The sequence below is a fragment of the Micromonospora sp. NPDC049903 genome, from assembly GCF_044460945.1.
Lineage (GTDB): Bacteria > Actinomycetota > Actinomycetes > Mycobacteriales > Micromonosporaceae > Micromonospora.
Window position 1 is genome coordinate 246,417 of sequence record NZ_JBITKL010000003.1, and the last position, 12,329, is coordinate 258,745.

Consider the following 12,329-nt stretch of genomic DNA (forward strand, 5'->3'; position numbering starts at 1 on the left):
CTATGCACCAGGCGTTAGCAGGGGACCCTTCCTTACATCGCATCAGCGCAGGCTGCGGAAGCGGGCGGGGAGGTCGGCGGCAGCGGCGCGGTCCAGCAGCCAGAGGGTGCGGCTGGTGCCCTGGACGCCGGCCGCCGGCACCTGCACCGGCCCGGCACCGGCCAGCGCCATACCGACCGCCTGGGCCTTGTCGGAACCCCCGGCCACCAACCAGACCTCCTCGGCGGTGTTGATGGTCGGCAGGGTCAGGGTGATCCGCACCGGCGGCGGCTTGGGACTGCCCCGCACCGCGCTGACCGGACGGCTCTCGTAGTGCACCGGGTGCTCGGGGAAGACCGAGGCGACGTGCCCGTCCTCGCCCACACCGAGCATCAGCACGTCGAAGTGGGGCAGGACGGCGGTGCCGGGCCGGGCGGCCCGGGCCAGCTCGGCCGCGTAGAGGGCGGCGGCCTCCTCTGGGTCGGCGCCCGCGTCCGACGGCGGCATCGGGTGGATCCGGTCCGGGTCGACCGGCAGCGCGTCGAGCAGCGCGGCGCGGGCCTGCGTCTCGTTGCGGTCCGGGTCGCCGGCCGGCAGGAACCGTTCGTCGCCCCACCAGAAGTCCACCCGGGACCAGTCCACCGCGTCCTTGGCCGGCAGGGCGCCGACCGCCCGGTAGACCGCTGCCGCGATCCGCCCGCCGGTGAGCACCACCGCCGCCTGGCCCCGTTCGGCCTGCGCGTCGAGCAGCTTCACCACCAACCGTGCCGCGACGGCCTGCGCCAGCAGATCCGCGTCGGCGTGTACGGCGACACTCGCCTCAGTCATGCTGTCCTTCCGCGACCGCGCGGCGGTCGGTGTCGTGGGATTCCCGGGCCGGACGGTCAGGAACCGGTGCTGGTGGAGCTGTGCGCGGTGACGCCCGCCTCGGCGCGCTGCGCGGTGCTCGGGTCCTTCCAGACGTGCACCCGCTGGCCGGAGCGCCGGTCCAGGTTGGTCAGCCCGGCGAAGGCGCCGAGCGTCTCGGCGTACACCTGGTCGGGGCCGAGCCGGCGCAACTCCTCGGCCAACTCGTCGCCGAGCGGCCGACGCACCAGCGGAAGCACCCGGTCCTCCTGGCCGGTCCGCCGGAAGACGGCCATGCTGTCGTCCCGGGTCAGCGTCAACTCGTCGCCGTTGGCGCAGCGCAGTTGCACCTCGCGCATCCGGGGGAACTCCTTGGTCCGCTCCCAGCGGGGCTTGATGCCCAGCCGACTGCGTAGCCAGCCACGCATCAGCGCGGCCGTCGGGTCGGTCGGCGGTGCGACCACCGCCGCCTCGGTGAGCTGCGCCTCGGTGGTGTCGAACGCCCCGGCGACCAGGGTGCGCCACGGGGTGATCCGGGTCCAGGCGAGGTCGGTGTCGCCGGGGGCGTAGTCGCGGGCCCGCAGCCGCAGCGCCTCGATCGGGTCGGGGGCCTGGGCGGAGTCGGTGATCCGCCGGTCGGCGACCACGCCGAGGAAGTCGGTGGCGATCTCGTCCGGCGGCTCCCCGTGCCACCAGGTGACCACCGGTACGTCCGGCACCAGCAGCGGCATCACGACCGACTCGGCGTGCAGCGCCAGCCGGCCGTACATCCGCATCACCACGGCCTCGCACGGGCCCAGTCGACCGCCGACGACGATCTCGGCGTCGAGGCGGTTGCGGTCCCGGTCGACGTCGGAGCGGACCACCACCAGCAGCCGGCACGGGTGCGCGGCGGCGGCGATGGTGGCCGCCGCCTCCGCGTCGCGGACCCGCTTCTCGTCCACCACCACGATCAAGGTCAGGGCCATGCCGCTGGCCACGCCACCGGCACTGCGTCGTTCGGCGGCGAGCGCCTTCACCACCTCGTTGCCGGTGGTGTCCCACAATCCGATCAACGGAGCCTCCTGGTTCGCTCGCGGTGCCCGGTCACGCCCGCCGCCAGGCGCGGCCTTCGCGGGCCAGCATCTCGTCGGAGGCCCGGGGACCCCACTCACCGGACCGGTAGGGCTCGGGCTTGGTGCCCTCCCATGCCTCCACCAGCGGGTCCACCACCGCCCAGCTCTGTTCCACCTCGGCGGCGTCGGGGAACAGCGTGCGGTCGCCGATCAGCACGTCCAGGACCAGACGTTCGTACGCCTCGGGGCTGGACTCGGTGAACGCCTCGCCGTACTGGAAGTCCATCGCGATGTCGCGGACCTCCATCGTGGTCCCCGGCACCTTGGAACCGAACTTGAGCACCACGCCCTCGTCCGGCTGGACCCGGATGACGAGCTGGTTGTTGCCGAGCATCTCCATGTCGGCCGGGTTGAACGGCAGGTGCGGGGCCCGCTTGAACATCACCGCGACCTCGGTGACCCGTCGGGGCAGCCGCTTGCCGGCGCGGATGTAGAACGGCACTTCGGCCCAGCGGCGGTTCTGGATGCCCAGCCGCACCGCGACGTACGTCTCGGTGGTCGAGGTCTGCGGGACCCCGTCCTCCTCCAGGTATCCCTTGGCCCGCTGGCCGCCGACCCAGCCGGGCAGGTACTGCCCGCGTACGGTGCCGTCGGCGACGTCGTGCGGCAGGGTGATCGCCTTGAGCACCTTCAGCTTCTCGGCCCGGATCTCGTCGGCGTCGAAGCTGGTCGGCTCCTCCATCGCGACCAGGGCGAGCAGTTGCAGCAGGTGGTTCTGGAGCACGTCGCGGGCGGTGCCGACGGAGTCGTAGAACCCGGCCCGCGAGCCGATGCCGACGTCCTCGGCCATGGTGATCTGCACCGAGTCGACGTACTGCGAGTTCCACAGTGGCTCGAAGAGGCTGTTCGCGAACCGCAGGGCGAGGATGTTCTGGACCGTCTCCTTGCCCAGGTAGTGGTCGATGCGGAAGACGTCCTGCCGGGTGAACACGTCGTCGACCAGGTCGTTGAGGGCCTTGGCCGAGGGCAGGTCGTGCCCGAACGGCTTCTCCACCACGACCCGCCGCCAACCGCCGCACTTCTCGTTGTCGGCCATGCCGGTGCGGGCGAGTTGCTTGAGCACCACCGGGAAGGCGGCCGGGGGGATGGAGAAGTAGAACGCCGCGTTGCCGTGGATGCCGTGGCTGTCGCGCAGCCCCTCCAGGCAGGAGGCGAGGTTGTCGAACGCGGTGTCGTCGTCGAACGAGCCGCCGACGAACTTGATGTTGTGCTCCAGCCGCGACCAGACCTCCTCCCGCCACGGGGTGCGGGCGTGTGTCTTGGCCGCCTCGCGGGCCAGCGACGCGAAGTCGCCGTCGCGCCAGTCCCGCCGCGCGAAGCCGACGACCACGAAACCGGGTGGCAGCAACCCCCGGTTGGCGAGGTCGTAGACCGCGGGCAGCAGCTTCTTCTGGGCCAGGTCACCGGTGACTCCGAAGATCACCAGAGCGCAGGGCTCCGGGATCCGCGGCAGCCGCCGGTCCTGCGGGTCGCGCAGCGGGTTCACGCCGCCTCCTCGCTCCGCTCGTCCACGTCGTCCATCGTCATGCCCGCAGCGACCCGACCGCGTCGATCAACCGGGTCAGGCCCGCCGACCGCTCGGTCAGGTGCAGGTGCAGCAGCGGGCGTCCACGACCGGCCAGGGCGCGCCGGTCGCCAGCGGCCTGGGCCGCCTGTCGTTCCCCGAAGGTGTACGGCTTGCCGGGCACCGGCAGATCAACTTTGACCGTACCGGTTATCTGAAGAAAGCTACCCGCCTGCGGACCGCCCTTGTGGTACTGACCGGTGGAGTGCAGGTAGCGGGGTCCCCAACCGAAGGTGACCGGTCGTCGGGTCAGCGCGGCCAGCAGCGGGCGCAGCCGTGCGGCGGCGGCCTCGGCGTGCGGGTCGAGATAGGCGGTGACCGCCAGGTAGCCGTCATCGTCGAGGCCGGCCAGCAGGTGGCGCAGGGCGTCGGGCAGGTCGCCCGGGGTGCCGGGCGGGGCGTACACCTCGATCGCGCCGGTGGTGGACGACGGTGTCGGCACCGGCGGCGGGTCGGCCAGGATCGCCTCGGTGTGTCGGGCGGATTCGGCGGCGTCGGGCCGGTCGAACGGGTCGACGCCGAGCACGGTGGCGGCGACGGCGGCGGCGTACTCCCAGGCCAGGAAGTGGGCGCCGAGCGGGCCGTTGACCGCCACGTCGGGCGTGGCGCCACCGGCGGGCACCGCCGGAGCGGCGAGCGCGCCGCCGTAGCTGACGGTGAGGACGTCCGGCCCGGTCAGGCCGGGTTCGTCCGGTGCCCCGAGCACCACCGGCAGGATGCCCTGACCCTCCTTGCCGGTGGCACCGGCGAGCAGGTGCTCCACCCAGTCGCCCAGTCCCTCGACGCCGGTGCCGTCGCCGACCAGCGCGACCGTGTCGCGCCCGGTCGTCGCGGCGGCGGCCAGCGCGGCGCCGAGCGCCAGGGCGGGATTGTCCTGCGGGCGTGGCAGCGAGGCCGCGAACGCGTCGGCCTGGTCGAGCAGGTCGGCCACCGGGACACCGGCCAGCGCGCAGGGCACCAGACCGTACGCGCTCAGCGCCGAGGAGCGTCCGGTCACCGGCGTGTCGGCCGGCACGGTGATCGCCTCCCACTCGGCGGCGGCGGTCGCCAGCGGCGAACCCGGCTCGGTGACCACCACGAAGTGCCGACCCGCTTCGGCCTCGCTCAGCCCCGCGTCGAGGAACGCCTGCCGGTAGGCGCGTCGGTGGTCGTCCATCTCCGGCGTGGCCTCGGCGGCGCCGGTCAGCACCACGACGGTGCGTGCCAGCCGGTCGTCCAGGGCGGCCCGGACCCGGCCGGGGTCGGTGGTGTCGAGCACGGTCAGCGGATGACCGGTGGTGCGGGCGACGGCCTGCGCCGCCAGCGGGGTGCCGCCCGTGCCGAGCAGCACCACGTGGTGGAGGTCGGCCAGTTCCGCCGCCAGTTCGGCGAGGCGGGGGAGCAGGTCGTCCCCGCCGCCGGGCCGACCGGCCGCCGCCGGAAGGTCCCACAGGGGTGGGGCCTGGGCGGCCAGCCGGGCCGGCACGTCGGCGTCGAGCAGGGCCTGTCGGGTGGAGGTCGGCGTGCCGTCGTCCACGGCCCGCGCGCCGTGCACGGTCAGACCTCCCGCCGACTCGGCGGGTGCGGCCAACAGGTCACCCACGCCGCCACCCCGGTGGGGCGGCGGCGTGGGAGACGCCTGGTCGCAGGGTCACGCATTGCCTCCGGCGCGCACGGCGGCGTCGGCGTTGTCGCTGGCGGCGTCGCTCGGGTGGCCGCTGCCCTGTCCGGCGGCGGCGAGCGACTTGCGGACGCCGTCGAGCAGTTCGCCCCAGCTCGCCTCGAACTTCTCGACGCCCTCGCGCTCCAGCGTGTCGATCACGTCGGCCAGGTCCACCCCGACCGCACCGAGGTCGGCGAAGACCTGCCGAGCGTCGTCGTACGCGCCGGTGACGGTGTCCGGACGGGTCTCCCCGTGCTCGGCGTACGCGTGGATGACCGACTCCGGCATGGTGTTGACCGTGCCCGGCGCGATCAGCTCCTCGACGTAGATGACGTCCCGGTAGTCCGGGTTCTTCGTCGAGGTGGAGGCCCACAGCGGGCGCTGCGGGTGCGCCCCGGCGGCGGCCAGCGCCTGCCACCGGTCGCCGGAGAAGACCTCGGCGTACCGCTCGTAGGCCAGTCGGGCGTTGGCCACGGCCGCCTTGCCGCGCAGGGCCTTGGCCTGCTCCGAGCCGATCTTCTCCAGTCGCTTGTCCACCTCGCTGTCGACCCGGGAGACGAAGAACGAGGCCACCGACGTGATCGTGGACAGGTCGTGCCCGTTCGCCTTGGCCTGCTCCAGGCCGGCGAGGAACGCCTCCATCACCTGCGAGTAGCGGTCCAACCCGAAGATCAGCGTGACGTTGACGCTGATCCCCTCGGCGAGCGCGGCGGTGATCGCCGGCAGGCCGGCCTCGGTCGCCGGGATCTTGATGAACAGGTTGGGCCGGTCGACCAGCCACCACAGCGCCTTGGCCTCGGCGACCGTCTTGGTGCTCTCGTGGGCCAGACGCGGGTCCACCTCGATGGAGACCCGGCCGTCGACGCCACCGCTGGCGTCGTACGACGGCCGCATCACGTCGCAGGCCCACCGCACGTCGTACGTGGTGAGCATGCGGACGGCCTCTTCCACCTCGACGCCCCGGGTGGCCAGGTCACGAAGCTGCCAGTCGTACTCGTCGGCGTCGCTCAACGCCTTCGCGAAGATCGTCGGGTTGGTGGTCACCCCGACCACGTGCTTCTCCCGGCGGAGCTGGTCGAGCCCGCCGGAGCTCAGTCGTACCCGGGAAAGGTCGTCGAGCCATACCGCCACCTGCGCGGCGGAGAGCTCACCCAGCCTGTCGGTCGTCATGTACGCGCTCCCCTCAGTTGCCGGTCGTGAAACCGGTGATGTCACCGACCCGGGTCAGCGCCGCGTGCGCGGCGGCGACGATCCGGTCGGGGGTGAAGCCGAACTGTTCGAAGAGCACGGAGTGCGGGGCGCTCGCGCCGTAGTGCTCCAGGCTGACGCTCTCGCCGCAGTCGCCGACGATGGCGCGCCAGGACATCCCGATGCCCGCCTCCACGCTCACCCGGGCCTTTACCCCGCGCGGCAGCACCGACTCGCGGTACGCCTCGTCCTGCTCGAAGAACCACTCCTGGCAGGGCATCGAGACGACCCGGGTGGGGGTGCCGTCGGCCTCCAGCCGCTCCCGCGCGGTCAGGCAGAGCTGCACCTCGGAACCGGTGCCGACGATGATCACCTGCGGCTTGCCGTTGGACGCCTCGGCCAGCACGTAGCCGCCCTTGGCGACGCCCTCGGCCCCGCCGAGCTGCGAGCGGTCCAGCGTGGGCAACGCCTGCCGGCTCAGCGCCAGCGCGGTCGGCCGGTCGGTGTGCTCCAGCGCCTGCCGCCACGCCCACGCCGTCTCGTTGGCGTCGGCCGGCCGGACCACGTCCAGGCCGGGAATGGCCCGCAGCGCGGTCAGGTGCTCCACCGGCTGGTGGGTCGGACCGTCCTCGCCGAGACCGATCGAGTCGTGCGTCCAGACGTAGACCACCGGCAGCTTCATCAGCGCGGCCAGTCGGACGGCGGGGCGCATGTAGTCGCTGAACACCAGGAACGTGCCGCCGTACGGGCGGGTGCCGCCGTGCAGGGCGATGCCGTTGAGGATGGCGCCCATGGCGTGCTCGCGGATGCCGAAGTGCAGCGTCCGGCCGTACTCGTGACCGGGGAACTCCTTGGTCGCGAACTGGCTGGGCACGAAGGAGGGCTCACCCTTCATCGTGGTGTTGTTGCTCTCCGCCAGGTCGGCGGAGCCGCCCCAGAGCTCGGGCAGCACCGGCGCGAGCGCGGCGAGCACCTTGCCGGAGGCGGCCCGGGTGGCGATGCCCTTGGCGTCGGCGGGGAACTCCGGCAGCGCGTCGGCCCAGCCGTCGGGCAGGATCCGCCCGGCCATCCGGTCGTACAGCGCGCGGCGCTCCGGGTTGGCCTCGGACCAGGTGCCGAAGGCGGTGTTCCACTCCTGCTCGGCGGCGTCGCCGCGGCCGAGCGTCTGGCGGGTGTGGGCGAGCACCTCCTCGGTGACCTCGAACGACGCGGTCGGGTCGAAGCCGAGGATCTCCTTGGTGGCGGCCACCTCGTCGGCGCCCAGCGCCGAGCCGTGGATCTTGCCGGTGTTCTGCTTGTTCGGTGCGGGCCAGCCGATGATGGTGCGCAGCCGGACGAACGACGGGCGACCGGTCTCGGCCTTGGCGGCCAGCAGCGCCTGGTACAGCTCGTCGACGTTCTCGTGGTAGTCGCCCTGGTCGGCGTCGCCGGTCCGCCAGTCGACCGTCAGCACGTGCCAGCCGTACGCCTCGTAGCGGGCCGCGACGTCCTCGCTCAACGCGATCCGGGTGTCGTCCTCGATCGAGATCTCGTTGTCGTCGTAGATCACGCAGAGGTTGCCCAGCTGCTGGTGCCCGGCGAGCGCGCTGGCCTCGTGGGTGATGCCCTCCTCGATGTCACCGTCCGAGGCGATGCACCAGATGTGGTGGTCGAAGACGGACTCGCCCGCCTCGGCCTCCGGGTCGAACAGGCCACGCTCCCGGCGCGCCGCCATCGCCATGCCGACGGCGTTGCCCAGGCCCTGCCCGAGCGGGCCGGTGGTGGTCTCGACGCCCGGGGTGTGCCCGTGCTCGGGGTGACCCGGAGTGAGCGAGCCCCACTGCCGCAGCGACTTGAGGTCCTCCAGGCTCAGCGGGTAGCCGGCGAGGAAGAGCTGGATGTAGAGCGTCAGGCTGGAGTGGCCGGCGGAGAGCACGAAGCGGTCCCGGCCGGGCCAGTTCGGGTCGGCGGGGTTGTGTCGCATCACCCGGTTGAACAGCAGGTACGCCGCGGGGGCGAGGCTCATCGCGGTGCCCGGGTGGCCATTGCCGGATTTCTCCACGGCATCCATGGCCAGGACGCGGACGGTGTCCACGGCACGGCGGTCGAGGTCGGACCAGTCAAGTGCGGGGTGCGCAGGTCGGTTGGCAGCCACGGTGGTTTTGTGCTCCTCGGCGAGATGGGCGGAACCCTCACAGGTGACCCTATCGAGCGCGGCTAAACGTGCGCCCGAGGATCTCAGCATGCTGGTCTGTACGTTTCCGTTCCGCCCGACGGTTCAGTCGTGGGTGTGACGGCCCGCACCGTTACCGGGTCGCCCGGGCAGCCAAAACGACAACGCGTAGTGTGTGGGTCGGTGTGCGGACCCGAGACGGGTCCCCGCCCGTCGTGACCTCCCCTGCCGAAGCCGGAAGGTGGCAATCCGTGAGCATGATCACCGAGCGCCCCGTCAGCAACCCTGCCGGGCAGACGCCGGTGCGCGCGACGGAGGAGGTGCCGGTCCGCTCGCGTGACCTGCGGGCGGTGGTGGCGGCGTACGTGACGCTGACCAAGCCGCGGATCGTGGAGTTGCTGCTGGTCACCACGGTGCCGGCGATGATGCTCGCGCACGGCGGGATGCCGTCGCTGTGGCTGGTCGCGGTGGTGCTGGTCGGCGGGTCGCTCGCCGCCGGTGCGGCCAGCGTCCTGAACTGCTACATCGACCGGGATATCGACCAGCTGATGCGGCGCACCAAGCGTCGGCCGCTGCCGGCGCACACGGTGACGCCGCGTAACGCACTGGTCTTCGGTCTGGTGCTGGCGGTGGTCTCGGTCGCGCTGATGGCGGTGTTCACCAACCTGCTCGCCGCGGGGCTGACGCTGGCCGCCATCGTCTACTACGACGTGATCTACACGCTCTGGCTGAAGCGGACCACGGCGGCGAACACCTTCTGGGGCGGCGCGTGCGGGGCGGCTCCGGTGCTGATCGGTTGGGCGGCGGTGACCGGGACGCTGTCGCCGATCGCCTGGGCGCTGTTCGCGGTGGTCTTCTTCTGGCAGATGCCGCACTTCTACCCGCTGGCTATGAAGTACAAGGACGACTACGCCCGGGCGGGCATCCCGATGCTGCCGGTGGTGGCGTCGGTGCGGCGGGTCAACACCGAGATCATCCTGTTCGCCTGGCTCACGGTGCTCACCTCGCTGGCCGTCTGGGCGCTGGGCCTGAGCGCGATCTACGGCGTGCCGACGCTGGTGGTGGGCGCGATCTTCCTGGTCGAGGCGCACAAGCTGGCCGGCCGGGCCAGCCGGGGCGAGCCGGTCAAGCCGATGCGGCTGTTCCACTGGTCCACCACGTACCTGACCATCGTCTTCGCCGCCGCCGCGCTCGACGCCCTGATCTGACGCAAGGAAGGGCCCCTTCTTAACGCCTGGTGCATAGGAAGGGTCCCTTCCTAACAATCGGGCTAGGCGAACGAATACGGTTTGTCTGCTTTGTCGCACTATTGACACCCGCTGCGGGATCGGTCTCATCCGACCGCGCCTGATGGGATTGATGGCGTTATGCGGAGCCGATTAGGATGATTCGCCCGGATAAAAACGGGCAAAGCTCCTGGTCACTGTCTTAAACCAGCAGGTAATCGGTATCACAAAAGCTTCCCTGTTCTCGCCCTTTCGCTTGCATCTCTGCTTAGGCTTCGCGTTATGGCAGATGGTTCCGATACGACGCTGACGGCTGATCAGACCGCCTCCGGCGCGGCCCCGAGCGGGCTGGTCGCGGGTATCAAGTCGTTCGCCGCCGGACACGGCGGGGCGAAGGCGGTCATCGAGTACGTCGGCAAGCGTGGGGCGCGGATCGTCCTGGTGGGTTCGGACGGTGCGTGGGGCGACCAGTTCGCGGAGGACACCGGGGTTGCCCGGGATGCCTGCGCGGCGGCCGGTGTCGCCGTGGAGAATGCCTGGGAGCGGGAGTTGATGGACCAGATGCGGCCCAGCAACGACCTCTGGCGTTCGATGGCCCGCCGCACCATGGCCCGCTAGATAAATTCGCACCACAGATAGATAGAGATAGATTGACTAACCACCACCAGTCGGCCCGGGGGAAACCCCGGGTCGCTCTCGTCACCTGCACCGAACTGTCCGATCTGGAGCCGGACGACCGCCTCGTGATCGGCCCGCTCGCCGACCGCGGGGTCACCGCCGAGCCGGTCGTCTGGGACGACCCGGCCGTCGACTGGTCCGACTACGGCCTGGCGATGCTCCGTTCGCCCTGGGACTACTCGTCCCGCCGCGACGAGTTCGTCGCCTGGGCGGCGCGGGTGCCCCGGCTGGCCAACCCGGCCGACGTGGTGCGCTGGAACACCGACAAGCGCTACCTCGACGAGTTGTCCGCCGCCGGTGTGCCGACGGTGCCCACCGCCTGGGTGGCGCCCGGCGAGCAGTGGCGACCACCGGCCGACACCGGCGAGTACGTCGTCAAGCCCTCGGTCAGCGCGGGCAGCCAGGACACCGGGCGCTACGACCTGGCCGACCCGGAGCACCGGGACCTCGCCGTGGCCCACGTACGCCGACTGGGTGCCGCCGGCCGGGTCGCGATGATCCAGCCGTACCTGAGTGCGGTGGACTCGGCCGGCGAGACCGCGCTGCTCTACTTCGCCGGTCCGGACGGGCCGACGTTCAGCCACGCCATCCGCAAGGGCCCGATGCTCGCCGGGCCCGATTCCGGGGTGGGCGGCCTGTACAAGGCCGAGGAGATCAGCTCGCGCGCCGCCGGTGCCGACGAGCTCGCGGTGGCGCAGCGGACCCTCGCGGCCGTGCCCGGCGGGCCGGAGCGCCTGCTCTACGCCCGGGTGGACCTGATCCCCGGCCCGGACGGGGCGCCGGTGCTGGTAGAGCTGGAGCTGACCGAGCCGTCGCTGTTCCTGGGGTACGCCGACGGTGCCGCCGATCGCCTCGCGGCCGCGATTCTCGCCCGGATGGGCTGATCGTCCGAGTTCCGGCCGGTGACGTGCCGGCCGGAACCGCTCGGGTGCCGCCTCAGGCCCGTGCGGGCACCGGCTGCTCGGCCGCGACGGCGCTCTCGTCCGGCGTCGGCTGCACCGGGCGACGTTCCCGGATCGACCAGAGCACCGCCAGTGTCGACAGCCAGACCAGGCAGGAACCGAGCATGTGCGCGCCGACCAGCAGCACCGGCAGGTTGGTCAGGTACTGCACGAAGCCGATCACACCTTGGGACAGTTCGACCGCGAGCAGCACCCCGGCGGCGCGCACGGCGCGGGCCGGCGCACCGACCGCGCGCAGCGCCAGCCAGAGGCCGACGGTCAGGCCGATCAGCAGGAAGACCAGGTCGGCGTGCACCTGGGAGATGGTCTGCGGATCGAGGCCGTTGCGGACGGCGTTCGCATCGCCCGCGTGTGGGCCGCTGCCGGTGACCGCCACGCCGACCACGATCACCGCGGCGCTGACCACCACGGTCATCCAGGTCAACGTCCGCAGCGCGGAGGGCACCACCGGCACCGTCGGCCCGTCCAGCTCGCGCACCCGACGCCAGAGGGCGTACGCGACGAGCAGCAGCACCATCGAGACCACGAAGTGGATGCCGACGACCGAGGGGTGCAACTGGGTGCGGACGGTGATCCCGCCGATCACCGCCTGCGCCACGATGCCGAGCACCACTCCCAGGGCCAGCGGCACCGTGCCCCGGCGACGCGGCCGGTGCGCCAGCGCGGCCAGCAGCGTGGCGCCCGCGATCAGCACCAGCGCGAAGGTGAGCAGCCGGTTGCCGAACTCGATCACCCCGTGCACGCCCATCTCGGCCGTGGTGGTGTACGAGTCGTCGGTGCACCGGGGCCAGGTGGGGCAGCCGAGGCCCGAGGCGGTGAGCCGGACCGCCCCGCCGGTGACGACGATCACCGTGTTCGCGACGATGTTGGCGTACGCGAGTCGGCGCAGCAGGGTGGTGGAGACCGAGAACCGGGCGGGTCGCTTCACGAAGCGAATCCTACGCACCGTAGTTGACGCCGATCGGGTGACTCCGCCC

The 12,329-nt window shown here is 71.9% G+C and carries 10 protein-coding genes; 3 read left to right on the forward strand and 7 right to left on the reverse strand.

Annotated features, from left to right (window positions below; all coding sequences use genetic code 11):
• Window positions 1–42: 42 nt before the first annotated feature.
• Genes pgl through tkt form a run of 6 tightly spaced genes read right to left on the reverse strand, consistent with a single transcriptional unit; the run spans window position 43 to window position 8,468 of the window.
• Window positions 43–807, reverse strand: a complete 765-nt coding sequence (gene pgl, locus ACIBO1_RS08880) for a 6-phosphogluconolactonase (RefSeq protein WP_350696538.1) — start codon at window positions 805–807, stop codon at window positions 43–45.
• Between the two features lie 56 nt (window positions 808–863).
• Window positions 864–1,880 carry a glucose-6-phosphate dehydrogenase assembly protein OpcA gene (locus ACIBO1_RS08885; RefSeq protein ID WP_396742906.1) on the reverse strand — a complete coding sequence of 339 codons (1,017 nt, stop codon included), beginning with the start codon at window positions 1,878–1,880 and terminating at the stop codon, window positions 864–866.
• Between the two features lie 31 nt (window positions 1,881–1,911).
• The gene (gene zwf, locus ACIBO1_RS08890) at window positions 1,912–3,426 is read right to left on the reverse strand and encodes a glucose-6-phosphate dehydrogenase (RefSeq protein WP_396742909.1); all 1,515 of its coding nucleotides are present in this window, start codon (window positions 3,424–3,426) and stop codon (window positions 1,912–1,914) included.
• A 37-nt stretch (window positions 3,427–3,463) separates the two neighbouring features.
• Entirely contained in the window at window positions 3,464–5,086 is a 1,623-nt protein-coding gene (locus tag ACIBO1_RS08895; protein ID WP_396742912.1) for a glucose-6-phosphate isomerase, read from the reverse strand.
• 48 nt (window positions 5,087–5,134) lie between these two features.
• Window positions 5,135–6,316, reverse strand: a complete 1,182-nt coding sequence (tal, locus tag ACIBO1_RS08900; RefSeq protein WP_396742915.1) for a transaldolase — start codon at window positions 6,314–6,316, stop codon at window positions 5,135–5,137.
• Between the two features lie 13 nt (window positions 6,317–6,329).
• Entirely contained in the window at window positions 6,330–8,468 is a 2,139-nt protein-coding gene (tkt, locus tag ACIBO1_RS08905; RefSeq protein WP_396742918.1) for a transketolase, read from the reverse strand.
• Window positions 8,469–8,737: 269 nt separating this feature from the next.
• Here tkt and ACIBO1_RS08910 point away from each other — a divergent pair, with 269 nt between their 5' ends.
• The 3 genes from ACIBO1_RS08910 (at window position 8,738) to ACIBO1_RS08920 (ending at window position 11,274) form a co-directional block, all read left to right on the forward strand.
• Window positions 8,738–9,694 carry a heme o synthase gene (locus tag ACIBO1_RS08910; protein WP_396742921.1) on the forward strand — a complete coding sequence of 319 codons (957 nt, stop codon included), beginning with the start codon at window positions 8,738–8,740 and terminating at the stop codon, window positions 9,692–9,694.
• A 300-nt stretch (window positions 9,695–9,994) separates the two neighbouring features.
• Window positions 9,995–10,330: a hypothetical protein gene (locus ACIBO1_RS08915; RefSeq protein WP_396742924.1), complete on the forward strand. Its 336-nt coding sequence runs from the start codon at window positions 9,995–9,997 to the stop codon at window positions 10,328–10,330.
• Between the two features lie 32 nt (window positions 10,331–10,362).
• Complete coding sequence (locus ACIBO1_RS08920; protein ID WP_396742927.1) at window positions 10,363–11,274, forward strand: RimK family alpha-L-glutamate ligase; 912 nt, start codon at window positions 10,363–10,365, stop codon at window positions 11,272–11,274.
• A gap of 52 nt (window positions 11,275–11,326) precedes the next feature.
• Here the strand turns inward: ACIBO1_RS08920 and ACIBO1_RS08925 are convergent, their stop codons facing one another.
• Window positions 11,327–12,280 carry a heme A synthase gene (locus ACIBO1_RS08925; protein WP_396742930.1) on the reverse strand — a complete coding sequence of 318 codons (954 nt, stop codon included), beginning with the start codon at window positions 12,278–12,280 and terminating at the stop codon, window positions 11,327–11,329.
• Between the last annotated feature and the right edge of the window lie 49 nt (window positions 12,281–12,329).

What these genes read in the sequence shown, in the direction of transcription:
- pgl (WP_350696538.1), bottom strand. Translation starts at nt 807, where the DNA reads ATGACTGAGGCGAGTGTCGCCGTACACGCCGACGCGGATCTGCTGGCG.
- tal (WP_396742915.1), bottom strand. Translation starts at nt 6,316, where the DNA reads ATGACGACCGACAGGCTGGGTGAGCTCTCCGCCGCGCAGGTGGCGGTA.
- ACIBO1_RS08915 (WP_396742924.1), top strand. Translation starts at nt 9,995, where the DNA reads ATGGCAGATGGTTCCGATACGACGCTGACGGCTGATCAGACCGCCTCC.